31 protein-coding genes and 1 pseudogene are annotated in these 25,984 nt (G+C 71.8%); 6 read left to right on the top strand and 26 right to left on the bottom strand.

The genetic code is table 11. The features are described from left to right. Positions 1 to 182: 182 nt before the first annotated feature. The 24 genes and pseudogenes from AC0666_RS32115 to AC0666_RS32000 form a co-directional block, all read right to left on the bottom strand. Positions 183 to 854, bottom strand: coding sequence for a GGDEF domain-containing protein (locus tag AC0666_RS32115; RefSeq protein WP_468587128.1), 672 nt, complete (start codon positions 852 to 854; stop codon positions 183 to 185). 125 nt (positions 855 to 979) lie between these two features. Further along, the gene (locus tag AC0666_RS32110) at positions 980 to 1,255 is read right to left on the bottom strand and encodes a hypothetical protein (protein WP_468587126.1); all 276 of its coding nucleotides are present in this window, start codon (positions 1,253 to 1,255) and stop codon (positions 980 to 982) included. 103 nt (positions 1,256 to 1,358) lie between these two features. Beyond that, complete coding sequence (locus AC0666_RS32105; RefSeq protein ID WP_478708922.1) at positions 1,359 to 2,048, bottom strand: hypothetical protein; 690 nt, start codon at positions 2,046 to 2,048, stop codon at positions 1,359 to 1,361. 35 nt (positions 2,049 to 2,083) lie between these two features. After that, entirely contained in the window at positions 2,084 to 2,287 is a 204-nt protein-coding gene (locus AC0666_RS32100; RefSeq protein WP_478708921.1) for a hypothetical protein, read from the bottom strand. After that, positions 2,284 to 3,267 (bottom strand): AAA family ATPase, encoded by a 984-nt coding sequence (locus tag AC0666_RS32095; RefSeq protein ID WP_468587195.1) that lies wholly within the window; start codon positions 3,265 to 3,267, stop codon positions 2,284 to 2,286. The genes AC0666_RS32100 and AC0666_RS32095 overlap by 4 nt, the downstream gene beginning before the upstream one ends. Positions 3,268 to 3,627: 360 nt before the next feature. Further along, positions 3,628 to 4,245 carry a hypothetical protein gene (locus AC0666_RS32090; RefSeq protein WP_478708920.1) on the bottom strand — a complete coding sequence of 206 codons (618 nt, stop codon included), beginning with the start codon at positions 4,243 to 4,245 and terminating at the stop codon, positions 3,628 to 3,630. A 128-nt stretch (positions 4,246 to 4,373) separates the two neighbouring features. Then, positions 4,374 to 4,658, bottom strand: coding sequence for a hypothetical protein (locus AC0666_RS32085; protein ID WP_468587110.1), 285 nt, complete (start codon positions 4,656 to 4,658; stop codon positions 4,374 to 4,376). Beyond that, positions 4,655 to 4,903 carry a hypothetical protein gene (locus AC0666_RS32080; protein ID WP_478708919.1) on the bottom strand — a complete coding sequence of 83 codons (249 nt, stop codon included), beginning with the start codon at positions 4,901 to 4,903 and terminating at the stop codon, positions 4,655 to 4,657. The genes AC0666_RS32085 and AC0666_RS32080 overlap by 4 nt, the downstream gene beginning before the upstream one ends. Before the next feature lie 18 nt (positions 4,904 to 4,921). Next, positions 4,922 to 5,383, bottom strand: coding sequence for an RRQRL motif-containing zinc-binding protein (locus tag AC0666_RS32075; protein ID WP_478708918.1), 462 nt, complete (start codon positions 5,381 to 5,383; stop codon positions 4,922 to 4,924). Positions 5,384 to 5,663: 280 nt separating this feature from the next. After that, entirely contained in the window at positions 5,664 to 5,999 is a 336-nt protein-coding gene (locus AC0666_RS32070) for a hypothetical protein (RefSeq protein ID WP_356810736.1), read from the bottom strand. Positions 6,000 to 6,098: 99 nt separating this feature from the next. Then, positions 6,099 to 6,572, bottom strand: coding sequence for a hypothetical protein (locus AC0666_RS32065; RefSeq protein ID WP_468587102.1), 474 nt, complete (start codon positions 6,570 to 6,572; stop codon positions 6,099 to 6,101). A gap of 60 nt (positions 6,573 to 6,632) precedes the next feature. Beyond that, a complete protein-coding gene (locus AC0666_RS32060; protein WP_468587101.1) occupies positions 6,633 to 7,040 on the bottom strand; it encodes a DUF6197 family protein in 408 nt (135 codons plus the stop codon). Between the two features lie 16 nt (positions 7,041 to 7,056). After that, positions 7,057 to 9,267 (bottom strand): hypothetical protein, encoded by a 2,211-nt coding sequence (locus AC0666_RS32055; protein WP_468587100.1) that lies wholly within the window; start codon positions 9,265 to 9,267, stop codon positions 7,057 to 7,059. 6 nt (positions 9,268 to 9,273) lie between these two features. Beyond that, complete coding sequence (locus AC0666_RS32050) at positions 9,274 to 9,645, bottom strand: hypothetical protein (RefSeq protein ID WP_329202815.1); 372 nt, start codon at positions 9,643 to 9,645, stop codon at positions 9,274 to 9,276. A gap of 10 nt (positions 9,646 to 9,655) precedes the next feature. Then, positions 9,656 to 11,440 (bottom strand): hypothetical protein, encoded by a 1,785-nt coding sequence (locus tag AC0666_RS32045; protein WP_468587099.1) that lies wholly within the window; start codon positions 11,438 to 11,440, stop codon positions 9,656 to 9,658. Positions 11,441 to 11,561: 121 nt separating this feature from the next. Next, on the bottom strand, positions 11,562 to 12,119 hold the full coding sequence (locus tag AC0666_RS32040; RefSeq protein ID WP_468587098.1) for a hypothetical protein: 558 nt from the start codon (positions 12,117 to 12,119) through the stop codon (positions 11,562 to 11,564). 264 nt (positions 12,120 to 12,383) lie between these two features. Then, a complete protein-coding gene (locus AC0666_RS32035; RefSeq protein ID WP_478708946.1) occupies positions 12,384 to 12,548 on the bottom strand; it encodes a hypothetical protein in 165 nt (54 codons plus the stop codon). A 59-nt stretch (positions 12,549 to 12,607) separates the two neighbouring features. Then, positions 12,608 to 14,626 carry a coiled-coil domain-containing protein gene (locus AC0666_RS32030; protein ID WP_478708917.1) on the bottom strand — a complete coding sequence of 673 codons (2,019 nt, stop codon included), beginning with the start codon at positions 14,624 to 14,626 and terminating at the stop codon, positions 12,608 to 12,610. A gap of 92 nt (positions 14,627 to 14,718) precedes the next feature. Then, complete coding sequence (locus AC0666_RS32025; protein WP_478708916.1) at positions 14,719 to 15,084, bottom strand: hypothetical protein; 366 nt, start codon at positions 15,082 to 15,084, stop codon at positions 14,719 to 14,721. A 234-nt stretch (positions 15,085 to 15,318) separates the two neighbouring features. Then, positions 15,319 to 15,501: pseudogene (locus AC0666_RS32020) on the bottom strand (DUF5999 family protein); the annotation flags it as partial. A 217-nt stretch (positions 15,502 to 15,718) separates the two neighbouring features. Further along, complete coding sequence (locus AC0666_RS32015) at positions 15,719 to 15,904, bottom strand: hypothetical protein (RefSeq protein WP_478708915.1); 186 nt, start codon at positions 15,902 to 15,904, stop codon at positions 15,719 to 15,721. A 134-nt stretch (positions 15,905 to 16,038) separates the two neighbouring features. Beyond that, the gene (locus tag AC0666_RS32010) at positions 16,039 to 16,380 is read right to left on the bottom strand and encodes a hypothetical protein (RefSeq protein ID WP_478708914.1); all 342 of its coding nucleotides are present in this window, start codon (positions 16,378 to 16,380) and stop codon (positions 16,039 to 16,041) included. Beyond that, complete coding sequence (locus tag AC0666_RS32005) at positions 16,377 to 16,919, bottom strand: WhiB family transcriptional regulator (protein WP_468587091.1); 543 nt, start codon at positions 16,917 to 16,919, stop codon at positions 16,377 to 16,379. The genes AC0666_RS32010 and AC0666_RS32005 overlap by 4 nt, the downstream gene beginning before the upstream one ends. Positions 16,920 to 17,078: 159 nt before the next feature. Continuing rightward, positions 17,079 to 17,939 (bottom strand): hypothetical protein, encoded by an 861-nt coding sequence (locus AC0666_RS32000; RefSeq protein WP_478708913.1) that lies wholly within the window; start codon positions 17,937 to 17,939, stop codon positions 17,079 to 17,081. Between the two features lie 294 nt (positions 17,940 to 18,233). Between AC0666_RS32000 and AC0666_RS31995 the strand changes: the two genes are divergently transcribed. The 3 genes from AC0666_RS31995 (at position 18,234) to AC0666_RS31985 (ending at position 20,460) form a co-directional block, all read left to right on the top strand. Beyond that, the gene (locus AC0666_RS31995) at positions 18,234 to 18,668 is read left to right on the top strand and encodes a GntR family transcriptional regulator (protein WP_468587087.1); all 435 of its coding nucleotides are present in this window, start codon (positions 18,234 to 18,236) and stop codon (positions 18,666 to 18,668) included. 206 nt (positions 18,669 to 18,874) lie between these two features. Beyond that, positions 18,875 to 19,912 (top strand): AAA family ATPase, encoded by a 1,038-nt coding sequence (locus AC0666_RS31990; RefSeq protein ID WP_468587085.1) that lies wholly within the window; start codon positions 18,875 to 18,877, stop codon positions 19,910 to 19,912. Continuing rightward, entirely contained in the window at positions 19,909 to 20,460 is a 552-nt protein-coding gene (locus AC0666_RS31985) for a phosphotransferase-like protein (RefSeq protein WP_478708912.1), read from the top strand. Before AC0666_RS31990 ends, AC0666_RS31985 begins: the two co-directional genes overlap by 4 nt. Before the next feature lie 18 nt (positions 20,461 to 20,478). Here AC0666_RS31985 and AC0666_RS31980 read toward each other — a convergent pair whose 3' ends face one another. Together AC0666_RS31980 and AC0666_RS31975 are read right to left on the bottom strand one after the other, a co-directional pair. Then, positions 20,479 to 21,318, bottom strand: a complete 840-nt coding sequence (locus tag AC0666_RS31980; RefSeq protein ID WP_478708911.1) for an NAD(P)-dependent oxidoreductase — start codon at positions 21,316 to 21,318, stop codon at positions 20,479 to 20,481. Between the two features lie 4 nt (positions 21,319 to 21,322). Next, positions 21,323 to 21,973: an HAD family hydrolase gene (locus tag AC0666_RS31975; RefSeq protein ID WP_478708910.1), complete on the bottom strand. Its 651-nt coding sequence runs from the start codon at positions 21,971 to 21,973 to the stop codon at positions 21,323 to 21,325. 105 nt (positions 21,974 to 22,078) lie between these two features. Here AC0666_RS31975 and AC0666_RS31970 point away from each other — a divergent pair, with 105 nt between their 5' ends. From AC0666_RS31970 to AC0666_RS31960, 3 genes are all read left to right on the top strand, one after another. Further along, on the top strand, positions 22,079 to 22,384 hold the full coding sequence (locus AC0666_RS31970; RefSeq protein WP_468587077.1) for a helix-turn-helix transcriptional regulator: 306 nt from the start codon (positions 22,079 to 22,081) through the stop codon (positions 22,382 to 22,384). 937 nt (positions 22,385 to 23,321) lie between these two features. Next, positions 23,322 to 25,145: a hypothetical protein gene (locus AC0666_RS31965; RefSeq protein WP_478708909.1), complete on the top strand. Its 1,824-nt coding sequence runs from the start codon at positions 23,322 to 23,324 to the stop codon at positions 25,143 to 25,145. Then, positions 25,129 to 25,959, top strand: a complete 831-nt coding sequence (locus tag AC0666_RS31960) for a DciA family protein (RefSeq protein ID WP_478708908.1) — start codon at positions 25,129 to 25,131, stop codon at positions 25,957 to 25,959. Before AC0666_RS31965 ends, AC0666_RS31960 begins: the two co-directional genes overlap by 17 nt. Positions 25,960 to 25,984: the final 25 nt, after the last annotated feature.

Below are 25,984 nucleotides of genomic sequence, written 5' to 3'. Positions count from 1 at the left end.
TGGTTGCGTGGCGGCAACGACCGAACCAGATTCCGTGAGGGCGGAACTCTTATGAACCACCGCTGAGCTATCCATAAGCCAGGGGGCGGGCCGGTTCTCCGTGGTCTTCCCCGCGAGGATGCAGGCGGCCCAGGGCCGGCGGATCGTGATGCCGCGGATCCAGTCGCCGCCGTCGAGCCCGGTCATGCGGCGCGCTCCAGCGCGGTGCCGGGGCGTCCCTGTCGGCGGCCGTTGACCGTCGGCGTCTGGAGGTCCTCGATCTCCGCCCATCCGTAGCGGCCGGAGTGCTTGGTCCGGTACATCGAGACGTCCGCGCCGCGCAGCAGGGCGGGCAGGGCGCGGATGCCGAGGTAGTCGGGTACGGCGGTGCCGACCGAGGCGGCGACCGGGAGCGGTCCGGCCTCGGTGTGCACAGGCTCGTGGAGCGCGCCCATCAGCTGCTCCAGGCGCTCCTCCATCGCGTGGTCACCGGCCCGGGTGTCCACGCGGGTCACGACGGCGAACTCGTCTCCGCCCAGGCGGCCGACGACTCCGTGCGGCCCGGCCCAGTGGGCCAGGCGCTCGCCGGTCGCGGCGAGGGCTGCGTCACCGGCGGCGTGGCCGTGGGTGTCGTTCAGGCCCTTGAAGTCGTCGAGGTCGACCAGGCAGAGCAGGGAGTCCTTCTGGTGACGGGCGAGCAGGCGCTGGGCGCGGCGCTCGAACGCGGCGCGGCGCTGGGCGCCGGTGAGCGGGTCGCGGCGCTCTGCCGCCAGGCGCCGGTGGAGCGTGAGCGCGTGGACGGCCCAGCCGGTGACCGGGACGGCGAGGGTGGTGATGATGAGGGCGCGCTGCCCAGCGCGCGTGGCGGAGTCCATACTTGGGGTCTCCCTCTCGGCATGTGCGGGATGGGGTGGACCCGGGACGGTCGGTTGGTTTGGACGCCTTGTCGTCCGTCCCGGGGCAGGGCTGCAGAGCCGAGTCCCGGCCGGTGGCGTCGGGATCAGCGGTAGGGGTTGTGCCAGAGGCCGGCCTTCGCGGCGGACCAGTCGAGCGCCCAGTCGGGCCGCAGCCCGCGCGCTCCCCAGCCCCCGACCTGCTTGCCGGGGTTGGCAAGTCCGGCCGCCTGCGCGGCGAGCGCGGCGTCGTACGCCTCGTGCGCGCGGCGCAGGGCCTCGCTCGTCGACGACGCCTCGCCGGTGAAGACGTGGACGCCGTGCAGCTGGCGGTTGGTGGTGTGGCGTATGGGGACGTCAACCTCGAAGTAGCGCATCGGCATGACGGCCCATCTCCTTCCGTGCTGGTCGTGGCGGAACACCGCGACCGCCCCGGCCACGGAGGCCGGGGCGGCACGGAGGAACGCCGCGCTGCTGCGGAGGAGGTCAGGCGCCGGCGGTGAAGGTGGCCATGCGCTCGGAGAACTTCGGGGCGTCGGCGATGCGGACCCACTCGGCGTCGGTGATGCGCTTGGCCCCGTGGGCGGGCGTGGTGTGGTCGCCGTAGAAGGCGTGGAGGACCGGGACGCCGCCGCTCCACCGGTCGAAGTGCTGCCAGGTGAAGGCCGGGTGCTTGGGGTCGTCGTAGTAGCACTCGCCCGCCGGGACGTACGCCTGCGTGAGGTCGAAGACCTGGCCGGTGGCGGGGTTGGTCCACTCGGTGCGGCCGATCTCGTCGTCGTCGACCGGCCGGCCGTCGGCGTCGATGCGGCGGTCCATCCACGAGACGGTGACCAGGCAGCCGCGGTGGTCCCAGGTGTTCGGGTACGGCTTGCCGACGCAGTGGTAGTCGACGTGGACGTCCAGGTCGGTCAGCGGGTGGCGGCCGCGGAGCTCGGCGAGGACCAGGCGGGCGCGGCCGGGCTCGATCGGCTCGGTGTACGGGTCCTCGAGGCGGCCGGTGCCGCCGCCGTTGACGAGCCAGCCCCGCAGGGAGGCGTACACGCGGCCGTCGCGGTCGGGGGCGTTCTCGGTGAACTCCCAGTCGGCGATGCCCAGCGGGACGTCGCCCGCGAAGAGCAGGGTGCCGTGCTCGGTGTCGGCGATCCTGTGGTCGGGGGTGTTCCAGTCCTGCATGACGAGTCCTCTTCGGGTGGGAGCGGTCGGGCCGCTCAGAGCTGGATGTGGATCGGGGTGCGCGGGTCGCCGTAGTCACGGCGGGGGTTGTGGACGGTGCGGCGGTGCGCGGCCAGGCCGGCGGCCCCGCCCTGCACCGGCAGCTGGCATTCGTCCCAGCCGTAGAGCCATCGGTCCCCGGCCGAAAGCTCCGCCGGGGTGAGGGGATGCGGGTGCGGGCCGTCGGCGGCGCGGCTCACTCGCGGACCGCCGCCGCAAACTGCTCTTCCAGGTCGGCGCGGCCGTCGAAGTCGTCGTCCATGCCACGGGCGTGGTCGTCGGCCTCCTGGTCGACGTCGTCGGGGCCGCCGTGGACGGAGCAGACGGCGTCCGGGTGCAGCCCGCTTTCGCTGGTGTGGGCCTTCAGCAGGTCGGTGACCGAGAAGACCGGCTGCCACGCCGGGGCGTCGCAGTCGTCGTCGTGCGGGCAGCCGACCAGCAGGTCGAACCCGAAGTCGCCCTCGCCGTCGACGTCCGTGCGCAGGGCGAGGACCAGGCGGTCGGGCCCGAGGCGGATCTCGCCGACGCGGTCGCCGCCGGCGAGCGGCGAGTTCTCCCGCCACCGCCACAGCGGCAGCACCTCCGCGCCGAACGTGCGGCGGACCAGGAGCAGGCCGCCCAGGCCGTCGCCGCCGTCCCAGCCGAGCTCGCAGCGGCGGATGTCGCTGGCGCGCTTGAGGAGCGGCTCCAGGCGGTGGATGTTGTCGGCGAAGACGACGTGGTCGAAGCCCTCGCCGCGCAGCCGGGGGAAGGCGGCGACGGCTTCGGCGTGCTGGCGGCGTACGACGCCCTCGGGCACCGCGCGGTCCGGACTCCGGTCGGCCTGGCGCTCCACGCACACATCGGCCGGGGTGGAGAGCAGGAACGCGACGGTGGGCACGCCGTAGTTCCGGGCCATCTGCACAAGGCCAGCCCTCACCCGCTCCTCGGTGTTCGACGCGTCGATCACCGTCGTGCGCTTCCGGGCGAGGCGGGCCTCCAGCACGGTGTGCATCACGTTCACCGCGGACAAGGTGGCCGACTGATCTCCGGCCTCGTCCGAGACCATGGCCCTGAAGTGGTCGAGCTCCAGGACCTGCGTGGAGGGCCAGGTGTTCGCCCATGTGCTCTTGCCGCTCCCCGCCGCGCCGATGAGGACGATCAGCGCCGGATCGGGGATGGTCGTGTCGAGCGGCTGCATTGTGCCTTCGAAGGTGGTCCTCACGGGCGTTCCCCTTGCGGGTCGAGGGTGGAGGTGGCCAGGTGCAGGCGCATCCCGGCGGAGTCGAGGAGGAAGGCCGCGGCCGCAGGCGGCGGACTCGGAGTCCTCGCCGTCCAGCGGGGTGAGCGCGGCGGCGCGCGAGGCCATCGTCAGCAGCTGGTTTGAGGGAGCCGAGGACGCCGCCCTTGGGGTCGGCCTCGTCGAACAGCTCGCGCAGCGTCTCGGCGAGGAACTCGGCGTCGATCGGCCCGCCCAGCCCGTCCTCGATCTGCTGGATGGCGAGCTTCACGATCCCGGCCGAGGCACGGACGCGCTCCAGACGGGTACAGGCGGCGGGGGTCACCTGCGATCGCCCTTGCGCAGGGTGAGCCAGGTCGTGACCAGGGCGGCGGCCACGCCGATCGCACGGTGGGCCGCCTGGTCCAGCTCCATCAGCGCGGTACCCGGGCCGGAGACGTCCTGGACGGCCTTGGGGTACTCGGTGCCCTCGCCGCCGGCCTTGCGGACAACGGTGGCGTGCTTGATGTAGCCGGTCTTGCCGGCCTTCTCGGCGAGCCAGAGCAGCGGATCGCGGCGGTCCAGGATTCCGTGTGTGACCGCGTTGATCGCGGCGCCGGTCAGGAGCGCGGCCACGGGAACGCGGTAGCCCAGGGTGCGGGTGACGGCGATCGTGGAGGCGAGCTGCAGGGCGCTGTAGCTGGCCACGTGTCGGCTCACGCTGCGGCGGCCGTACGCGCTGGCGGTGCAGGTGCGGCCCTCCTTGCCGCTGCGCCAGGGGTTCTCCTCCACCGGGGAGCCGTCGTTCGTGTAGACCAGGTGCGAGCCGTGCATGCCCTTGGTCGACGCGTCGTGGCTGTTCTGGACGAACTGGTCGCCGAGGGGGTGGACAGAGTCGAAGACGGCGGTGAGAGCGGCGACCAGGGCCAGGCCCTCGATGGCGCGGAGGCGATCGGTCATGCTGGGTGTGCTCCTCATCTCGGTGTTGCGGGGTGGGGTGTGCGGGGCGCCCGGCCTCTTGCCGATGCTGCGGACGCCCTGCGATGCGCACCGCCCCCGACCGGTCTCCGGCCGGGGGCGGTGGTGTTTCAGAACGGGGGCTCGTCCCAGGCCGGGACGGGCCAGAGCCGGATGCGCAGCTCGCGCCGGTGGGCCCAGCAGCCGCACGCCTCCATCTCGGGGAAGGCGCCGCCGACCCACCAGCCGCCCTCGCCGTGGCAGCGCGGGCAGCCCGGCCGGGGGCGGGCGGTGATCTCGATGCGGTGCCTGTCGGCGTGCAGCGCGAGGTGGCCGGCCTTGAGTGCGGCGGCGGCCGTCGCCGCGGCGAGCGGGACGGCGGCGGCGAGCAGCAGGGTGGTGCGCAGGCCGGTCACGTCAGCGGGATGGCGCGGCAGGCGGTGGCGTGGTTGTTGGCGTCGGGCCGGATGCGGAAGAGGTAGTCCTTCTCCGGGCTTCGGGAGGCGTCGCCGCAGCCGAGGCAGTTCCAGCTGTTGTTGTCGAAGTGCTCGCCGTGGCCGGTGACGTCAACGTAGCTGCCGCCGGTCGTCACGAAGCGGATCAGCAGGTTCTTGGGCCGGTCGGGCTCGGTGAAGACGGAAGGGCGAACGGCGGTGCTCATGAGCGGGTGTCCTCTCGGTCAGGCGGCCAGCGGGTGGCCGGACGGGGGAGCGAAGTAGGAGCCGGGGTCGGCCGGGGTGCCCTCCGCGCATTCCAGGCACGAGCCGAGCGTCTTGAGAGGGAGGCAGAACACGTACCGCCGGCCGCAAGTGGGCACGGGGCACGTCTGGCGGGCGGCCATCGCGCGGTCCAGCGCCCACTCCTGGGCGAGCGTCGGGACCCGTTTCGGTCGGGCGAGGCTCGCGTCGTAGCGCCAGCCCCGGGTGGGGTGGTTGCAGGACTGGTCGGGCCGGAAGGCGCAGTACTTGCAGCGCAGGACCGCGACCGGGTCGTGGCCGCCGGGGCTCAGTCCCCTTTCCCGCAGTTGCCGCCGCGTGAGCAGCCCTTCGGGTATGGCCCCCCGGTCGTGCTCGGGCAGGGTCGCGTCCGTGCGGGGGACTCGCTTGAGTTCGCGGCGCCGCTTCCGTCGCGCCCGCGGCATCAGCTGCTCCAGGTGCCGGGCAGTCGGCGCTGGGGCAGCGGGTAGCGGGGGCCGGGGATGGTGGGGCGCGGGCGGCCGATCCTGCGGCGGGGGCGGGGGATGAGCACGATGAACCCTTCCGTGTCGGTGGAGTGGACGTGGATGTGCCCGCCGCCTTCAGGTGCGGGGCGGCGGGCACGGGCTGAGCGTGTAGGCCGGTCGGCCTGTCCGGTCACCGGCCCGGCCGCCCCGGGTGCGGGGTGGCCGGGCCGGTGACCAGGCAGGGCGGTCGGTGCAGGGGTCAGAGGGCGGCGGAGATGATGCCGAGAACGAGGGCGGCCGCGCTGCCGAGGATGAGGGTGGCGGCGGCGGAGGCCCAGAAGGGGTGGCCAGTGCCCTTGGGGTCGCGGAGGTCGCTGAGCCCGTCCGTGATGCGTGCGTGCATCGCGATCAGCGGTCCGAGGGAGGCGTACCAGCGGCCGAGGCGGTCGACTTCACCGGCGCCTTCGTTGTCGGGTATGTGCCCGCCGTGGAGTGCGATGCGGTGGGACTCGCCTTCGGCGGCCAGGTCGTCGGGCTGGTGGACGACGGGGCTGGTGGTGCGGCAGACGGTGCAGCGGTAGGCGTAGCGGCGCACGGGCGGTGTCTCCTGGTGTCTGGGTTTTGGGCAGGACAGTGCGACGCCCCGCCGGGAAGGGTCTCCGGGCGGGGCGCGGGGCTGAGCTGGGGGCTGCGGCTAGGTGTTCTTGCGGTAGTAGCCGAGCCGGACGTGTTCGATCTTGCCGACCTTGACCAGGGCGGTCAGGGTGGTGGTGAGGGTGTCGCCGGTCAGGTTGGTGAGGGCGCCGATGGCGTTCTCGTCGACTTCCAGGCCGAGGGCGTCGTGGAGGCAGGCGAGTACGGCGGCTTCCGGGGTGGGTGCCGCTGGTGCGGTGAGCGCCGGGGCCGGCGCGAGCGGCCGCCAGTAGTTTCGGACGGCGCCGAGCTGGAACACCCACTGCTCGCTGTTCGGGTCCTGCCACTCGTGCTCGGGGAACACGTGGTAGTGGGCGCGGAGCACCCCGAGGGCTTCGAGGCAGGCCGAGCGGCCCCCGGTCACTTCGATGTGGATGACCGGCTGATGGGAGCAGTTCCGGTTGGGCTCGTGGTCGCCGAGGGCGCCGCAGTTGCACGGCGCCTCGAAGTCGCTGCTGCCCTCGCTCGGTTGCATGGCCTCATGAAACCGCAGCCGGGGTCTGTGCGCCCAGGGGTTACCGGGGCCCGAGTTGGGTCAGTTCGCGGCGCGGAACAGGAGGTCGAGGACCGGGCCGGCCCACGTCTGGCGGTTGTTGAAGCGGGGGAGCTCGTGGGGGTCGGCGGTACCGAGGGTGTTCATGAGCCGGAGTTCCGCCGCCTTCACTTCGCGCGCCCATACGGTCGGGTCGTAGGCGAGGGCGGCGGCCTGGACGGACCCGAGCAGGCACAGGCCGTGTCGGTCGCAGAGGGTTCCGCGGGTCCAGCCGTAGCGGATGATCAGCTCCCGGCCGGTGCGCAGGGTGTGGCGGATGCTGGGCTCCGGGTAGCCGGCCGGGCCGGTGGCGAACACCGCGTCGACCTGACCGATCAGGCCCTGCACGGCTCGGGCATCGGGGCGGGGGAGGCCCGCACGGTGTGCGGGCCTCGCGAGGTTGCCGAGCATGGGTTCTTGCTCCCTTCTATGCGTTCTTGCGGTAGACGCCGTTCTTGACGCGTTCGATGGCTCCCTTCTTGACCAGGTCGGTGAGTGTGTTGGAGAGCGTCTTCTCGTTGAGGCCGGTGAGAGCGAGGATCGTGGCTTTGGGCATCTCCAGGCCGGCGTGGTTGTCGAGGCAGTCCAGGATGGCGACGTCCGCGGCGGGTTCGGCCGGTGCCTTGAAACCGCCGCCGGGCGGGGGCTCGTATCCGCCGCTGCCCCAGTCCGAGCCGCCGCTGCTGGCAGGGGCGTCGCCGTCGCCGTTCACGGGGGTGTCGGCGATCTGGTGCCGGTCGTCCCAGCTTGTGAAGTCCTGCGGCCAGATGATGGCGTCGTGGCGGATGTAGGGGGCGGCGGATTCCAGGACCCAGGTCCGCATCATCTGCACCGGCTCGCCGGGCGAGCCGACGTAGCCGAGGCCGAACGTCCTCGCCGGGTCGTTGATGGGCAGGTCGTCGGACCAGATGAGGGGCTCGTCCTCGATGTTCCAGGCGGCGGGGATCGCGCCGGGGTCGATGCCCTCGAAGCCCTCCACGGTCACGAGGTTGGACTGGGCGCTGTCGGTGCGCAGCATGATCATCGCGCCGCCCTGGATGACGTTGGTGCGGATCGCGGTGTCGCCGCCGAGCTTGGCGGCGTTGACGGCCTGGTTGACGATCAGCAGCGTCATGCCGAGGTTGCGGCCCAGCGAGGCGAGCTTGTCCAGGATGAACACCGCTTCCTTGCCGGTCTCGGTGGCTGTGTCGGTGATCATGTGGGTCTCGTCCACGACCGTCATGATCCACGGGCAGTCGTCCGTCGCCTTGAAGTTCTTCCTGCCCAGGCGCGCGGACTCGGCGATCCGGTGCTTGAGGATGGCGTAGGACAGGCGCAGGGCCTTGATCGCGTCGTCGCCGGTGGCGGCGTAGGCGGCCATCGTCTCGACGTCGGGGTTGCTGGATCCCTTGGGGTCGGCGTAGATGATCGCCATCCCGGCGAGGTGTCCGGCGAGGGCGATGATCTGGACGGCGCCGCCCTTGCCGGAGCCGGTGACCCCGGCGATGAACACGTGCTGCGCGCCGAGGACGGGGTCGAAGAGCTGGAGGCGGGCGGGGCGGCCGGAGACGCCGCGCCCGATGGAGATGTATCCGCCCGGGGACGGCTTGAGCACCTGCGGGCCGGGGAAGGGCACCCCGTCCTCCAGGGGGTTCTTCTCCATGATGTGGATCTTCGCCTTGCGGGGGTCGGACTTGTTGGGCTGGTAGTCGACCAGGGTCATGGTGGACCGCAGAGCACCCACCAGGTCCGTGCGGTTGGGGACGGGCAGGGACGCCTTGTCCTCGTCGGCCACGACCCACGCCACCCAGCCGCCGGTCGCCGGGTCGACCTGGGCGTCCTTGAGGTGGGTGCCCGGCATGACGGTGGGCCGGACCAGGCGGGCCCACATCCCCTCCATCGTGGTGGGGTCCAGCTCCGCCGGCGGGGTGCGGCGCACCGTCACGTACTGCTCGCCGGGGTGGTGGCCGGCCGCGAAGCTGACCCACTCGGCCGGGACCCGGTACGCGGAGCCGACCGATTCGGCGGAGACGTTCACCGACCGGCCCTGGGGGGCCTCGATGATGCCCTCCCACCGGTCCCCGGTGTCGCTCACGCCGACGAGGTGCTGGCCGGGGTGCGCGCCGCTCTCGCCGGAGATGTGGTCGGCCCACACCTTGTAGAGACCGCCCGGCCCTGGGGCGGCGGCCGGGCCGGCCTCCGGGGTGGGGGCGGTGATGCGGACCCTGCGGGCTGCCAGGGCGGGGCGGAGCTTGATGGTGAGGCCGGCCCACATCGTCCACCAGGCGGCGGAGACGAGCCCGGACACCGAGGCCGGGTCGAGGAAGCCGGCCATGAGTGCGTCCGCGTACGCGGGGCCGAGGAACGCGCCCGGTACGACGGCCATGGAGGTCAGGAGGCTGGAGCCCAGCAGGGTGGAGCGCTGGGCCGCCAGGACGTCCCCGATCCCCGTGGCGTTGACGATGTTCGCCGGTACGCGGCCCACGTAGTGGGTGGCGAAGGCGGCGCTGCCGCAGACCGTGGCGGCCGCGGTGAGGGCGGCGAGGCCGGGCTCGAGGAGCGGGGTCAGCGCGCCGAGGACGGGCGGGGCGATCACCGAGACCAGCGCGGGGACCTGGTCGGCGAGTTGAGGGCGGCGGGTCACGGTGATCTCGGACATGCTCGGTTACTCCTGTTCGTAGAAAGAGGCGCGGGCCATGGGGACGGTCATCGCACCGACCTGCTCGTCGATGCCCTCGTGGGACTTCTGGGCCTGGGCGTCGGCGGCACGCGCGGCGCCGCCCACGTTGTCGGCGGCCGACGCCGCGGCGATGGCGACCTGGGACAGGCCGCGCATGATCCGCGCCGTGTCCTTGGCCTCGCCGGTGGTGTGGGTGTCGACTTCGAGGTTCGCCAGGTTGTCGGCGACCTGGGCCACACGCTGGGCGTTCTGGTCGGCGCGCTGGCCGATCTCCCGGATCGTCTCGCCCTCCCTGGCCACGGAGTAGGCGACCTTCTGTACTTCGGCGCGCAGCGCGCGGTAGGTGGTCTCTGCCATCTGGGGTCTCCTATCGGGTGTAGAAGGCGCGTTCGGCGGGGCTGGTCTCGGGGGAGTCGGCCACGGCCTTGTAGACGCCGCCGTGGCGGGTCTCCGCGTTCTTGTTGAGGGTCTGCAGGGCGTCGATGCCGCGCGCCGCGTTGGCGTGCATCTTGTCGGCCTCCTTCGCCTGGGCTTCGGTCGCGTCGTGGAGCTTCTGCAGGGAGGCGACCAGGTGCTTGCCGCCCTTGATCTTCGGGTCCTGGCACTGCTCGATCAGCTGCTGGATCTGCTGGACGCGGTTCGCCGAGACTTCCTTGGCCTGCTTGCACTGGTCGACGATCTGGTGGGTCTGCTGCTCCTTGCCGTGAAGGAACCGAGTGAAGGCGCGCAGGTTGAGGACCTCGCCGCGGGTCAGAGTGGTGCCGTTGGACAGCTGCACGTTGTCGCCGACGACCTTCGCCCCCAGGGGCGTCACTCCCGGCGTCGCCGGAGCGGCGGCGGGGGGTGCGGGCGGGGCCGGCGGGGCGGGGGGCGTGGCGGGCACGGGCGGAACTCCTCGGGTGCGGTCGCGGGCGGCGTCCATCTGCTGCTTGTCTCGGGCGGCCTTGTCGCGGATGGCCTGCTGGCCGTCCGCGTAGCCGTCCTTCCACGCGGCCTTGTCCGCGTCGACGGCGGCCTGCTGCGCCCCGGCCTTGAAGCCCTCTTCGCGCGCGGGTTGCGCGCTGTAGGGGCCCTTGCGGAGCTTGACCTTGCCCCGCTTGCCGGTGGGAGCGGGGCCGGACGGACCGGTCGGCCCGGCCGGAGCCGGACTGGTCGGTGCGGACGGGCCGGGCGCTGGCGCGCCGGGCGCGGGCTGGGGGCCCGGCTTCGTGGTGGCCGGGTCCGGCTTCGCCGCCGTGGGCTTGTCCGCGGCCTTGGCCGGAGTGGGGGGTGCGGTGGCCGTGCCGGGGGCGGGGGCCTTCGGCGGCGTGGTGGCGGAGGCGGGCTTGCTCTCCGGCGGTTGCCGCCCGTTCGTGTCGGTCTTGCGGCTGGTCTTGTCGTCGCGGGCCGTACGGTCCTGGGTGTCCGTGGACGTCTTGCCCGTCTGCTGGCGGGTGTTGTGGTCCTTGCGGTCCGAGGCCGTCTTCGCGTCGCGGCTGTTCTTGTCCGCGGAATTGCGGGTGTCGGCCGTCTTCGCGTCCCGGGTGTTGCTGTTCTTGTCGGCCGAGCTGCGCGTGTCGGCCGTCTTGGCGTCGCGGCTGTTCTTTTCCGCAGAGCTACGGGTGTCGGCGGTCTTCGCGTCGCGGCTGTTCTTGTCGGCCTTGGTGCTGGCCGCGGAGGTCTTGGCGTCGCGGGTGTCGGCGGTCTTGGCGGACTTGTCGCTCTTGTTGCTGTGAGCGGTGGTCGCCGTGCGGTTCGACTTGGTGTCGGAGGTGGCGCCCTTCTTCTCCGTGATCCCGTGGTTGATCTTGCGGTCGGTGGACGTGCCGCGGATCTCGCTGATCGTGTGCTGCACCGCGATCTTTTGCTGCGGACGATTCGCGATGTAGGCGGCGATCCCCTTCCACATACCGGGGCTCGCGGTGTTCTTCGCCCCCTTGCCGGGCTTGCTGTCCGTGCTGCCGTTCTCCTCCTGGGAGGCGTAGGCGGCGGATCCTCCGGAGGCGTCCCGGGTGGGACGCGCGAGCGTAACCGGAGCGAGGATCCCGCCCCCGGCCGGGGCGGCCGGAGCGGGGGTGGAGGGCGGCGCCGGGGTCTGGGCCGGCGGGGTGGCCGGGGCAGCGCCGGGGGGCGACTGAGGGGGCATCGGGGGCGGGGCGGGCGGGGTCGACACTGCGAGATCCTCACTTTCTGTGACTTCCTTCCTTCCTTCCCTCCCGGCCGAAAGGCCCGTTCACGGCCCCATGGGACGCGGGAACGGGCCTTTCTGTGTGGGAGGGAAGGAAGGAAGGAACTTACGTGGCGTTACTGGCCTTGTTGGCCTTGCGGACCATGAATCCGATCCCGACGACCGCGACTCCGGCGATGACGAGACCTCCCGTGATGCCGGACCCTCCGCCCTGGTTGGAGTCGGAAACGGAGGACACGTTGGCCGCGCCCCGGGAGCCTCCGAGGTTCGTTGCGCCGGGGGCCGGGAACGCCTGCGCGCAGACGTCCTTGTTCATGCCGGCCTTCTCGATGCACGCCTGGAATCCGGCGATGCGCCGCTCTTCCGCTTTCGCGTCCGGGGCGTTCAGCTTGGCCCGCTCCACCTCGAGCTGCTGGGCCTGGAGGGCGAGCTCCTGGGCCCGCACCTCGGCCTGCCCGGAGGAGGCGCTGAAGGCGGAAACTCCGACCGCGCTGGCGCCGACGATGACCAGTCCGGCCATCGCGAGCAGGGCCTTGGTCTGTCCCGTCATGGGGGCCTTGACGGGCGGTCCGTAGGGGGTGGGGGCGGGCTGCTCCCACTCCACGCCGGAGGTCAGGTTGGTGAATCTCTGGTCGATGTATTCGCGTTCGCGGTCGTGGGTCACGCTGGTTCCTCCTTGGAAGGTCAGGTGCTTTTGTCGTCATTTGCGCGTCTCGGCGAGGGCGCGACAGCTCCGGCGAGGACCGGCTGGGCCGGGCTCGCCGAAGCTGAGGACAGAGGAGGTCCCAGTACGAATGACCGGGCCTGCTGGGGGCGGTGAATCTGGTCTACTGGGCAGGCTGTTGCTGCTTCCGGCAGTCGCAGCGAAGGCCAGCCCAGGTCGAATGGGCTGGCCTTCACTGTTGGTGTCGGACGCTGTGCGGGGCGGTCAGTGCCGGCTGCGCCCGCGCGGGAGGCGCGGGTGGCACCAGAAGCAGCTGGGGCCGTGGTCGTACGTCGTGCGGGAGTGGACGATCAGCAGCGGCGTGGCCACGAGGGCGGCCAGAGCCGCCAGGACGAGGACCATGCCGATCACGTACTGGGACATGCTCACAGGAGGAGCTCCTCTCGGTCGGACGGGGCGGCTGGCGCGGCCGGGTTGGCCGCGTCGTCTCACGAGACGTTCGTGTAGCGGGACCGTGCGATCTCAAGTCGGCGGCCGGCGGTGGCCCGTGAGACGCCGAGGATGTCCTTGGCCTCGTCGACTGAGACGGTGTCGAGGCCCTGCCGCCGGTACATGAGGCTCAGCAGCGAGGTGACCTGTCCTTCGATCTCAGCGTCCCGGGCGAGGGCGGGGCGGTTCGTCTCAACCGAGCGCAGCGGGAGGGCGACCGCGCCCCCGGGGCTGGTGTTCGTCTCACGGTCTGACCTGCGGGTCTCACCCGTGTGAGACGTCGTCTCAGTCGTGCTCACCGGGGTCCCGGTCTCACCGGGTGCCGTCTCAAGGGCCCACCGCGTCTCACCCTCGGCCGTCTCAACAGAGGGGGCCGGAGCGGTGCGCGGGTGCGGGACCGTCTCACCGGAGGCGGTGAGATCGGCGGACCGGGCGGTGTCGGTCTCACCGGCGGGCCGGGTTCGGTCGGTCTCAAGCGGCTGCGCCGTCGTGGCCGTGCCGGTCTCACCGACTGCCGTCTCACCGGGTTCCTTGGTGATCTGGTGGATCCGCCACATCACCCACGGGGCGATGGCGGCGACCGCGACGATCAGCCACCACAGCGGCTTCAGCTTGTCGCCGACGGGCGTCTCGACGCCGACGAGGCCGGCGGCCGCGAGGTGGTAGGCGGCGTTCGCGGCGACCATGAGGATGAGGGCTGCGGCGACGTCGCGGTGCCGGCGGAACGCCTGCACGACGTACACGTCGATCGCGAGCGGCAGCGCCCAGGCGACCTGCCACGGCCAGCCGGACAGCTTGGCCAGAGCGAACTCGCCGGACGCGGTGAGGACGATCGTCGCGCCGAGCGCCACCCGCGGGCCCCAGGTGTTGACGAAGTTCTTCCGCTTCTCCTGGAGTGCGATGAGCGCCTGCGCCTTGGCGATCTCCTCGCGAGAGGCGGTCAGCTCCTGCCACACCTCCTGCTGCTCGTAGCGGAAGCGGGAGCGGACCGACTCGGCTTCCTCCTCGGCGTCTGCGACCAGCCGTGCGGCTTCCTTCTCGGCGACCGTGATCCGTTCGGCGGCCGCGGCCTCCGCGCCGGTGATGACCCCGGCGGCCTTCGCCTCGGCCAGCGAGCGGACCTTAAGGACCTCGTCCTCGGCCTGCTCCTGCGCTGCCTGGAGCGTCTGCTGCGCCTCCGTGCGGCGGTCGTCGGCATCGTCCTCGGCCTCCCGCAGCACCTCACGGGCCTGGCTGCGGGCGGCGTCCAGGATCCGGGCCGCGTCCTCCTCGGCGGCGGCCACTCCGTCGCGGGCCTGCGTGCGCAGCTGCTCGGAGTCCTTCTCCGCCTGCTCGCGCATCTGGGCCGCGGCGTCGCGCCGGGCCTCCGCGTCGGCCTCGGCCGCCGCGACGAGGTCCGCGGCCCGCTGCTTGGCTTCCTCCACCAGGTGCGCGGCGTGCGCGGCGGTGGCGTCGGATTCGCTCTGGGCGCGGGTCTTGTCCTCCTCGGCCTCGGCGCGGATCTGCTCAGCCCGGGTACGGGCCGCTTCCACGATCCGGCCGGCCTCCAGCTCGGCTTCGGCCTGGAGCTTCTCGGCGGCCTGGCGGCGGCGGGCCAGGGTCTGCTCGGCGGCGGCCAGGTCGCCGTCGGCGATCGTGCGGGCGCGCTGCACGGTCTCCTCGGCCGCGGTGATCTGCTCGTCGGTGAGCTTGCGCATCCGCTCGGCCTGCGCGGTCGCCGCCGCCAGGATCTCCTCTGCCTCGCTCTGCGCCTTCAGGGCGGCGGCGTCCGCGTCGTTGACCTGCTGCCGGGCCTGGTCCACTAGGGACGCGGCTTCGGTGCGGGCGGCGGCGAGCAGCTGGTCGGCCTCGGCGCGCGCGGAGGTCACCAGCGCCTCGGTGTCCTCCACCGGGGCGGTCGCGGTGGGCTCGGCCACGGTGGTGGCGGTCTCGGTGGTCTCGGCGGACTGGTCGGCGGCGGTGGTCTTCTTCGTCGTGGGCTTCGTGGCGGGCCGGCGGGCAGGGCGTCGGGTGGTCACAGCGGGAAGTCCTTTCTGGCAGTGCGCTTCCTTCGTCTGCCGACCGGGGGCCGGTCGGCAGACGGAGGAAGGGGTGGGGGAGCGTGGCCGGGTCAGCCGCTGTGGGGCGGCAGTTCCGGGCGCCGGGAGAGGGTGGCGGCCTGCTGGGTGAGCCAGGCGACGGCGGCCGGGGTCATGTCGGCGGCCGTACCGGTGTTGAGCGGGGCGGTGTCGATGTCGCGCATCGCGTCGACGGCCGGCAGCGGCCGCATGTAGTCGGGGCTCGCGGCGCCGATCTGGCGGCCCGACGGCAGCGGGGTCAGGTCGTAGGTGGTCCCGCCCACGCAGATCCGCTCGACACGGCAGACGAAGGTGTGGCCCTCCTGCCCGGTCCAGAACATCTCCGGGTTGCGGTAGAGGACGTACTGACCCCGCATGTAGGTGGTCACGGGGGCGGTGCTCTGTGCGGTGTCGGGCACAGCAACTCCTCAGTCCTGATGGTCCGGGCTGTCCGGCTCCCCTTCACCGCCCGACCCGGCCGCCAGATGTTCGGCGGTCGGTGCGGGCGGATCAGGCAGCCGTCAGGCCGACCGGGAGGAGTTGGCCAGGGTCGCCAGCTTGTGGAACGCGGCGCTGTCGGTCTTGCCGCTGCCGACCGTGCCCTCGATGAGCGCATGCGTGTCCGGCCGCCCGAAGGGCTGCCCGGCATGCATGGCCCCGACGGGCCGGTGCGGGTCGATGATCCGGCCGTCGGGCAGCAGCTCGCCGGTGTCCTCGAAGACCAGGACGGAGTTGCAGAGCAGGCTCCAGCCCTGTTCGGGGTGGGAGGCGATGGTGTGTGCGGCCTCGCGGTCGGGGCTGTCTGCGGTCGGGCACGTCGGCCGGTGCGTGCACAGGGACTCCGGCAGCCGGCTGCCGGTCGGGGCCGTCCCGGTGTCGAGCTTGGTGCTGCGTTGCATGGGGCTCTCCTGGCGAGTGACGGGCCCGAGACTCTCCCGGACCGAAGGTGTGTGAAAGGGCGGCGTCCCGGAGGGCGGGCGGCCGGTACGCGGCGGGGCCAGGGCTGCGGTCCAGAGCCTGGCCTCCGGGCCCGTCGGGCGGGACGCCGGGTATTCAGCTCTTGCCGCGTCTGGCGAGGGGCGGGTGGATGTCGGTGACGCGGTGGCCGGCGTCCCAGGCGGCCGCCGCGGTGAGCACGGCGGCCGCCAGGCGCGCCTGGGTGAGCGGGTGGGTCAGACCGCGCGCGGCGATGGCCCGTACCGCGTGGTGCTGGGCGGTACGGGCGGCCGGTATGTGCAAGCCCTACTCCTGTTCGGGCTGCGGCTGCGGCGGCGTCCCGCAGGTGCAGGGCTCGTGTTTGACCGACTGGTACGGCTTGCCGTCCGCGCCGGTGGAGTTCACGGTGACCAGGGTCGGGGGGTGGCCGCAGCTACTCACCGGACCGTGCCCGTCGCGCTCGGCGGCGGCGCCGGGGCGGCGGCGTTCCCGCAGCGGCAGGTCCAGAAGCCGCACAGGACGCAGGCGTCGTCCGCCGCGCGGACCGGCACGTTGAAGGACAGCAGCGGGGGCCGGACGTAGCCGGGGGCCATCTCCGCGAGGGTGCGCCGGGCCCGGCGGCCTTCGGGGATCCGGGCGTCGTCCCGCTCGGCCATCGTGAGCAGCAGGGTGCCGAGCTGGTGGAGGGAGTCGGTCTCGTCCCGCTCGTAGCCGCGGGAGTCGTCTTCGCGGCGGATGTCGTCGATCTTCCCGGCGCGCGGGGTCAGGGTGGCGGTCATGCCGCGACCTCCCAACCGGTCCGGGCGCGACGGGCGGTGCGCACCACAGCCAGCTTGGCGGCGAGCTCGGCGATCCGCTCGTTCTGCTGCCGCAGGAGTGCGGCCTGGTGCGGCATGCCACCGCTCCGGGTCGGCATCCGGCGGGCCTCGCGGTTCAGCTTCACGGCGAGGTCCTGGAGCTTGTTCCACTCCCGGTCGCTGGCCTCGTCGGCGGTGATCGCGGCGGCGAGGCGCTGGGCCTGGAGCTCGCGGAGGGCGACCAGCTCGTAGCCGGAACGGCCGCCGCGGACCAGGTCGTCGACGCGGTCGTTGCCGTCGCCGTCGCGCAGGGCCAGCTCCTCGCAGGCCGCCCGGACGGGGCAGCCGTGGCAGAAGCCGATCGCCTCGGCGCGCTGCGCCTGCCAGGTGGCCGGCGGCTCCCCGTCGGCCCGGAAGAAGAGGTCGGGGTCGGCCTGGGCGCACTTGGCGCCGGCGTCGATCGCGGCCTGGAGCACCGGGCGCCGCATCCGGCGGGCCTGAGTTGATGTCATCCTGTGCATGTGCGTCTTCCCTTTCCTGGAGGGGGACTGCAAAGACGACCCCCGGGGGCCTAAGCCCGGGGGTTCGTCGTTTCATGACTGCCGTACGAGCAGCCACGGCCTCGGCCGCCCCGTCGTGCCGGGCGGCCGAGGCCGTGGTCGTTCGTCGCGGTGTGCAGGTCAGGCAGCGAGTGCGGACCTGTGGCATCGGGCGGTGTACGTGGCGACGGTCTCGCCCGGGGCCGGCACGGGCAGCGCGGCCCTCACCGCAGCCAACAGCGCGGTGTGCAGAGGCTGGTCCGCCGGGGTCAGGGGGCGGCGCCAGACCGTGGCCAGGTGGGTGTAGGCGGCGCGGGTGAGGTGCTCGTCGAGGACGTCGCTCGCGGAGCGGTCCTGGTGGGCGTCGGCCAGGGCGCGAAGGGTGCCGGTGGCCAGGGCGCGGACGGAGCGGCGGTTCCCCGCGGTCTGGGGGGTCATGGCAAGCGGGGCGCCAGCGGGTCCGTCGACGGCCCGACCGCGCGTGGTGGGGATCGCGTCGGCGGGCACCGAACGGGCAACGTCGGCCCGGCGGGCGGCGGGCACCGTACGCTCCCACTGGACTCGCCGGTCGGCGGGCCGCTGCTGCGGCCGGGCGACCTTGAGGGTCTGGACGGTGGCCCGGCGGTGACGGGTGACGTCGACGGCGAGCCGCTCCTCGCGCGCCCAGTCGTTGTACTGGCGGCGCCAGGTGTCCCCGCTGATGTCGACGTCGACTAGGCGGTTGCTGGAGCTGCAGCGGATGGCGTCGGCGACGCCGGCCTTGCCGGTGTGGTGCGGGACGAGCTTAAGCAGGTAGGTGCCGCGGTGGGGGGTCACGGCCACCCAGGTGCCGCAGTCCGGGCACACCACCGAGATGCGGCGAGTCTGCGTGGACTCCACGGTCCGCATGTCGATGTGTCCGGGCGACAGGGTCGAGAGGGCGATCGCGTCGAGGGGGCTGACGCGGGATGTACGGGTGCGGCCCTTGCGCTTAGCGGCTTTGGGCATGGTGAGCTCAGGCATGGCGACTCCTCGGCAGGGAGAGGGGGTGTTCGCGGGGCGGATGCTCTCTCCGCCCACCAGGCCCACAAGCCAACGCCCGAGTCCTGGCAGACAGACAGCGCATCAGCGCTGAGGTCGTGCAAACAGTCCTGCCGGCCGGGGGGTTTGTTCGTGCTACCGCCTCCGACCACTTGCCCAACTCCGAAGAGTCGAGCTGCAGAAACTGCGGTGGTGCTGACTCGGTGTTCCCGGAGGACCACGAGCTTTACGTACAATGTGCACTATGTGTATAAGGTTGTCAAGGAGGTGTTCCCAATGACGACCCAGACCCTGCACCCACTGCTCACCGAGCCCATGTGCTGCACTATGAGCAGCTCAAGCAAGCGGCCATATGAGGAAGGAGCAGTGGTGGGGAACGGTCAGCCGGAGTACCAGCGCGTCATGGAGGACCTTCGCCAGCAGATTGCCGATGGCCGTCTTGCGGTCGGAGATCCGATTCCCTCGACAGCCAAGCTGGGATCGCAGTACGACGTCTCCAGCACCGTGGTCCGGCGCGCCGTCACAGAGCTGACTGCCGAGGGCCTTCTGTATGGACAGGCAGGGAAGGGCGTCTTCGTTCGTGCCCGGCCGATGCCTGTCGCAGCGCAACCTTCCACGGCCGAGCTTGCTGCCACAGTCGAAAGGCTTGAGGCCAAGCTTGACGCGATGGCCACCCGACTCGCAGAACTTGAGCGAGAGCGGAAGGCCTGATCGCGCCACGCCAGGCGAAGCAAGTCGACTGCGCACTGGGCACCTCCTCATCCCACCATCCGGCTGCGCTGCTGGAGCAATCACACCGCGCGCGCTTCGGCGAGGACATCACAGCGCGCTGTCGAAGCACGTACATGAGCGCGTTCACGGGTTTTCAACATCCGCGTACACATGGGATTTCGAGCCCGCGCTCTAGGCTCGCAGGCATGAAGATGACGGAGGGGCAGAGGGTGGGGAAGCAGCGAGCGGGGTGGCGGCCGGACCGGCTGCGTGAGCAGCGCGAGGCACACGGCCTGACCCTGGAGAAGGCTGGCGAGAGGCTCCGTGAAGTAGCGGAACGAGCCAAGCTGAAGGGGATTCCCGCCGCGAATCCGCAGACGCTGTGGCAGCACGAGCAGGGCGAGGTTTACCCGGGCCCGCACTACCGGCGCGCCTATTGCCTCCTCTACCGGGCTACCGAGCCCGACCTCGGCTTCAGGACCCCGCTGCCCGGTGAGGAGACGTCCTTCAAGCTCACTCCGATGGACGATCGCCTCAACGGCGCGCACGTCCTGGCCGTCGAACGTGCCATCCACCGCATCTCGCCCGGCAGCGAGGACGCTGGCCACTTCGCACTCCAGCAGCGCATCATCGACGCCTGGAAGCGTCGGCACACCGGCGGTGACCCCCACCGACCCGTCCTGATCCTGGTTGGCGGTTATGCCGGCAGCGGCAAGACCGAGCTGGCGCGGTTCTTCGTCCAGCTCACCGGTTGGCCGCTGCTCGACAAGGACCCCCTCACTCGGCCGCTGGTGGAGCGCCTCCTGGTGGCCTTGGGGGGCGACCCGAACGACCGGCATACGCAGCTCTACCGGGAGCGTGTCCGGGCTGTGGAGTACGACTGCCTCATGCAGTCGGCCATGGCCAACATCAAGTGCGGGATCAGCACGGTGCTGAGCGCGCCGTTCATCTCGGAGATGACGGACCCGGAGTGGATGCAGCGCCTGTCCAACCGGGCCGCGTCCATGGGGGTCGACGTCTTCCCTGTGTGGGTGCGCTGTGATGAGGAGTCGATGCGGGAATACATCACCTTCCGCTCGGCGGCTCGGGACGCCTGGAAGCTCGCCCGCTGGGACGAGTACATGGCGACGATCGACCTGGACCTGCGGCCGGCGGTTCCGCATCTGGTTGTCGACAACCGGTTGGGCACTGCAGTGACGCTTGCGGATCAGGCGCGCCAGGCGATGGGGGCGATGTACGCATGACCGCGAAGAGGGGAGTCGTCCTCTACGGTCCGCCAGCAGCGGGCAAGGACACCGTCACCACCGCGCTCACCGAGCTGAGTCCAGCGTACGCGCAGTTCGCGCGGCTCAAAGTCGGCACGGGCAAGTCCGTTGGGTACCGGATGGGTACACCCGAGCAGCTCCGAGAGCTGGAGGCTGAGGGTGCCGTCGTCTACGCGAACAGCCGGTACGGCAACACCTACGTCATCGACGCGCCCGGTCTGGACGACGCGTTCGCGGCTGGCGTTCCGGTGGTGCACCTGGGGCAGGTCGACGGCATTCGGGCGCTGGTAGACGGCTATCCGGCGAGCTGGTCCGTGGTGCTGCTGTGGTGCTCTCGCGACGCGACGGTAGAGCGATCAGTCGGCCGAGGAGACAGCGACACCACGGCTCGTCTGACGGCGTGGGATGCGACCCGCGAGGATCTGGCCGCGCACCCGGAGACGGTCTGGGACCTGACGGTGGACACCACGATGGCGTCGCCGCAGGAGGCGGCGCGGCTCATCGACCAGTTGCTGCAGGCGGGGTAACGACGGCATGAGCGCGGGCTACGGCTGGGCAAGTCGGGCCAAGGCGTCGGTGAGCGTGAGCTCGCTGTTGTCCTGGACGTCGTGCCACCGTGCCAGCGTGGATGCGGCCGCCCGCAGCATCTCCGGCGGAAGGCCGGCGGCTGCGAGCGCGTCGGCGGCTTCCTGCAGCTCGGGGCCCCAGCGCCAGGCGCGGGCTGCGGTCTTGGCGATGTACTGCGGTTCGGAGAGGTACGAGTCGGTGCGCTTCGAGGCGACCTCGAGGAGCTCCTTGTCCACGCCGTACTCGCGCGCCATCCCGACCGCGAGTGCCACCAGGACCCGCGACGTCTTCTGGAAGCTCGTGTACGCCAGCTTCAGCGCGGACGCCTTCCCGACCTCCGTGCCCAGCACTGCGGTCCGGACGGCGGTGCCCGCGAAGAGTTCCTCGATCCGCTCGGTCGCCGTGTTCGGGCCGGACAGGTACAGGGTCGGTGTCTTGCCGCCGACCGGTGGGGAGCCGACGACCGCGCCGTCCACGACGGTCGCATCCGGTTCGAGTAGCGCGGTGATGCGCTGCGCCCGCTCGGGGTTGATGGCGTTCGCCTCCACGTACACCCCGACAAAGCCGTGCCGGGCGACATCGCGGGCGAGGTCCTCGGCGGCGGCTGGCGGGCAGAGGCTGATGACAATGTCGCTGCGGTCCAGAAGTTCGGCCAGGGTGTACACGCGCGTCAGGCCGAACTGGGCGGCGCGCGCCGCTGACGCGGGGCTGCGTCCCGCCTGGCACCACAGGACCGCGGCCGCGTTGGTCGCGGCGGAGGCGGCGACGGCGGCGCCCATGCTGCCGGGGTGGAGGATGCCGACGGTCGGTTGGTCCATGGTGCTACTCCGAGGTCTCGTTGAGCAGGATGGTGATGGCCTCGGTGACGTCGTCGACGACGTGGTGCGCGTTGGGAAGGTCTGTCGGCCAGGGACGACCGCGCAGCCAGATGGTGCGCAGGCCGGCCTGATGGCCGCCGCCGACATCGCCGGCCGGGTTATCGCCGGTCATCCAGCCGCCGTTGGCGAGGTCGTGTCCGCAGCGGGAGGCGGCGACCTCAAAGAGCTTCCGGTCTGGCTTGCGGATCTCCAGATCGCCGGAGACCGCAACGCCGTCGACCAGGTCGGCGAGTCCGGTCGCGGCAAGCTTGGCGCGCTGGATGTCGCTGGCTCCGTTGGTGACGATGCCGATGGTCCAGGCGGCTGCGCGAAGTTGCGCCAGGCCCTCGAGGACGGCTGGGCGACAGGTAACAGCGGACACCATCAGGGCCACGTACTCCTGCCACAACTGCGCGGCGGTCACTGCCAGGTCGAAGGCATCTCGCAGGCGGACGAAGTCGTTGGGGTTTGCGCGGTCGGCCAGTTCAGTACGCAGGCACTGCTCGATGGGGTCGTCGAAGTGGTGATTGCGGCAGAGCGCGGTTACGGCGTCGCTGAGGGCGGTCTGCCGGTCAACGAGCGTGCCGTCCAGGTCGAAGAGGGCGAGTCGGGCCATGGGGAGGAACCGTACTGGGTGCGGGGACGGCCGGCGATTATGCCTCCCTCTCAGGGTCCTGGTGGTGTATCTTTCAGGGATCTGTCGATCATGAGAGGCTGCGCCATGCCCGACCCGGACCGCTTGAGGCAGGTCGACGCCCTGCTGGACGGCCTGGATGACGTCCTGCCGCCGCCTCGAGTGCGCGCCCAGCTCCGTCTTGCCGCCGGCCTCACGCAGAAGGATGTCGCGGACGTTGTAGGCGTGAAGCGTGTGGCGGTCGCGCGCTGGGAGTCGGGCGAGGCCCACCCTCGGCGCCCGCACCGCGAGGTCTACCTCCATCTGCTCAAGGGGCTCGCGGAGCGTTTTCCCGAAGCCGCTCAGCTGGATGAGGGCATGCCGACGCCGACCTCCGAAGGGGGATCGGGATGACCTAGCGGCCATCGGCCGCGCGCGCCAGTAGCGGACTAACCACCCGCCGGCCGTCGCGCGGCCCGTCTTCCGACTGCGGATTTACCACCCGCGTCGGCTGCTCAGTTCCCGGTTCCCGCCGGCTCTGAGCTGCGGCTCACCGAGCCGCTCGTTTTCCCAGGCCCCTAACCAGGGCCACTGCACCACCGGCCACTCACCACGGCCACCACAGCCACAGCAGAACCAGCCGCGTCACCACAGGCCCCCACCACAGGGGCTTCGCGGTTCAGCAAGAACCAAGAGGGAGGAGAAATCTCCCCCCGCCTGATCGGTGTCTGCCCCGCTTCTCACGAAGGGGGGCTTACCCGTCACATCCACACTTCCGGCCGTCCATGCCCCGAGGGGCGCGGTCGTCCAGCTATATGGAGAGCAGGTCGTTTCTCATAGTGCACGACGTGGTGTCCCCTTGTCAGCCTGGCCTTGTCCGTTTCACCCCGGTTCAGGTTCGGCGGTCGTCCCGTGTGACGGGATCGGCGTACGGTTCGTCCGTCTTTGCCTGGTTCCTACCGGAAGTTGGATTTCCGGTAGGAAGCTACAAGAGCAGTGGTTTCGGAGCGGCCTCGAAGGGCGTGGTCGCGATGTCGGCTGCCTCGCTCATGCACCCGCTCACGGAGATCATCAACAACTCCGTTGGCGGCAGTGTCCGCAGGGGCGTTGTCCCGTGTGGCGGGACGGTTTCCGAGATTGTTGCCCGCCGTGCGGGAGGGCTGGGGGTGATCCGGGCTCGCCGGGCTCTGTCCACAGGCTGCCCGGTGCAGGGTCTGCGGGTGGAAGACGAGACGCGGTTCCTGGCTGCTCCGAACGGGGGTGTCCGCTTTGGCGTGTACACCGGCCCGATGACGACACAGACGGCTTGGCCCCTGGCGGTCCTCCCCGCTCCTGCCGGATCGGTGGGCCGATGAGTTCCCTGGCGGCGCCGGCCGCCGTGATCGGCAAGGCCCCGGTCAGGATTCCCAGCCAGCGGAGCGCGCTGCAGCCCGTGCCGGGCGCGGCGGAAGTACGGCGGCAGCGGGTTCGTGTGCCGATGCGTCTGGTGTGGTCGCCGGCCTATCAGGATGTGGCGCTGTCGGTGTACGTGAAGGTGAAGGCGCTGGCGTCGCGGCCGGAGGGCTGCCAGGCAAAGACAGAGACGATCGCCTCGTACCTGGGGCTGTCGGCGGCGTCGGTGGAACGGGGCATGACGCAGCTACGCCGTCCCGGCTCGGACGGTGTAGTGGAGCTGCGTTCGAAGCGCCGGACGCTGCCGGGCGGGACGGGGCAGTCGGCGGTGCGCACCGTGCGGACGATGTCTGGTGAGGAGGCGTTCGTGTGGCTGCCGGTGGCGGCCGCGGAGGACCTCACGCCCCGGCAGCTTCGGGTGTACGCGCTGGTCGCGTACGCGCAGGCGCGGGGGATCGCGTTGACCGAGGCGGAGCTCGCCTCGTGTCTTTGGCACCACTCGGGCAAGAAGGCCGGCGAGGCGCTGTCGGTGGTGGCGGCGGCGGCGGTCGTGGACGAGGTGGAGGCGGCGCGCTGGATGACGGTGCAGCGGCGTGCGGGGCAGCGGGGCCGGAACCTGTACATCGCGCACGACCTCGCTCCGGAGGCCCGGCCGGGCGTCCCGGCCGACGGTTGCGGCGCTGCTCGGGAGGCCGCTGAGGCGGTTGTGGACAGTGGGTCTGAGGGGTCGGCCAGTTCCCAAGTTGGTGAGGGATCGGGTTCCCCGGTTGGTGAGGGATCCCTCGCGTATAAGGAATCACCTAAGACTGACTCACCTGATGACGAGCGTGCACTGATCTCACCCGCCGTAGGCGAGGTACCGGTAGTTGAGGGCGCTGGGGCTGTGGAAAAACCGGCTGACGCGGCGACACGTTCGACCAGCGGGGGTGGTGTCGCGCTGCGCGCGGGTGAGATCAGCCAGCCCTCCTCGAAGCCGAGCAGCGAAAAGCGCAGCAGCAAGGGCGGGGGGTCGTCCCGGTCGTCGTACACCGGACCGCAGCTGGCCATCAGCCCGGAGATCTACGCTGTGCTGGAGCCGGTCCACGTGCTGTTGGAGCAGGTCACCAGCAGCTTCGTTGCCCGGAAGATCGCCCGTGAGGTAGGCCGTCAGCTGCGCGAGGGCACCGCCCCCGACCGTCTCCAGCACCGGCTGACGGCCCGCCTGGCCAGGGTGATGCTCTCCGATATCCGCGATCCGGGCCGGTGGCTGCTGGGGGTGGCCCTGCCCCGCTGGGGCTGCGGCTACCAGGACTGCGAGGCCGGCATCATCTGGCGGACCGGCGCAGCCTGCGAGCTGTGCGCCGAAATCGCCCAGGACCAGCGCGCCGCCCGCCAGCGCGAGCAGCGCCTGCAGCAGGGCCTGTGCCCCCAGCACGGTACCCGCCCCGGCGCGTCCGGGCGCTGCTTCGACTGTGAGCTGGAGGCCGCCAACCGGCGCCCGGCGCGGGTCCCAGCGCCTCGGGAGCCCGAAGGCCCGCAGCGCTCCTCGTGCGGCGGCTGTGGCTGCGTGATCTTCCTGACCGGGCGGGCCGTCGACACCGGCCTGTGCAAGCTCTGCCGCCAGGAGGCCGACGCCCTGACCGCCGCCGCGCCTGCCGCGCCCGTTACGCCGTCGGTTCCAGGGACCTGCTCCAGCCGCGACGGTGAGCCCTGCACCCGCAGGGCCCTGCCGACCCGCAGCGTCTGCCTCACCCACCGCTCCCAGGAGCTCGCCGGAAGGTGGCGTGATGAGCCAGAGTGCTGAGCTCAGCGGCGTGGACCTGGCCCGTGTCGCCCTGCGGGCCGCGCGGGAGGCCGCCAAGAAGACCGGCGCCCGCACGGCGAAGAGCAAGCCGCGGCTGACCCGGACGGTCCGGCGCGACGGCCGCGCCCCCATGGGCCTCGGCGAGGCGTTCACCGCGCTCATGGCCGAGCGCGGCTGGGACATCCCGACGGCCGGCGCCGGGCTGTGCGAGCGGTGGGCTGCCCTCGCCCCCGACCTCGCCGAACACGTCGCGGCGGTCGGCTACGACGCGGAGCGCGGGGAGCTGACGCTGCGCCCGGACTCCACGGTCTGGGCGATGAAGGCCCGGCTGGAGACGTCGCGAATCATCACCGACGCCAACCGCTCGGCGCGCACCAACGCGGTCCGTACGGTCCGCGTGCTGTCACCCGGACCCCTGCCCGCGCCCAGCGCGGCCGCCGAGCCGGACCCGGCGAGTGCACCGGTCGCGCAGGGCCCGGTACGTAGGCGCGACACGGCGGCGGCTGGCTACCGCCGTGCACTCGAAGCCCACCAGCAGGCCCACACCCAGCGACAGCCGGACCCGGCCATCGCGGCTGCCGTCGAGCGGCAGAACCGGGTCCTTCGGGAGGTCAGCCGTCACGCGTTCCCGGAGCCCGAGGCGGCCCGCGACGATCAGCCGACGCCGATCGACGCTGCACTTGTCCAGCGGCGCCGTGACGCCGAAGCCGTACGCCTGCGAGCACTGCACCGAGCCCGAACCGAGCGGGCCGGACTCCCCCAGCTACCCGCCCAGGTCCCGAAGGCAACTTACTCAATGGATCAGACCGGCTGAGCCGCCGGTCCGTCACGAGGGACGC

Source organism: Streptomyces sp. NPDC043680, assembly GCF_056436685.1.
Note: the sequence above shows the minus strand (reverse complement) of the source record. Positions and strands in the feature narration are given on the sequence as shown.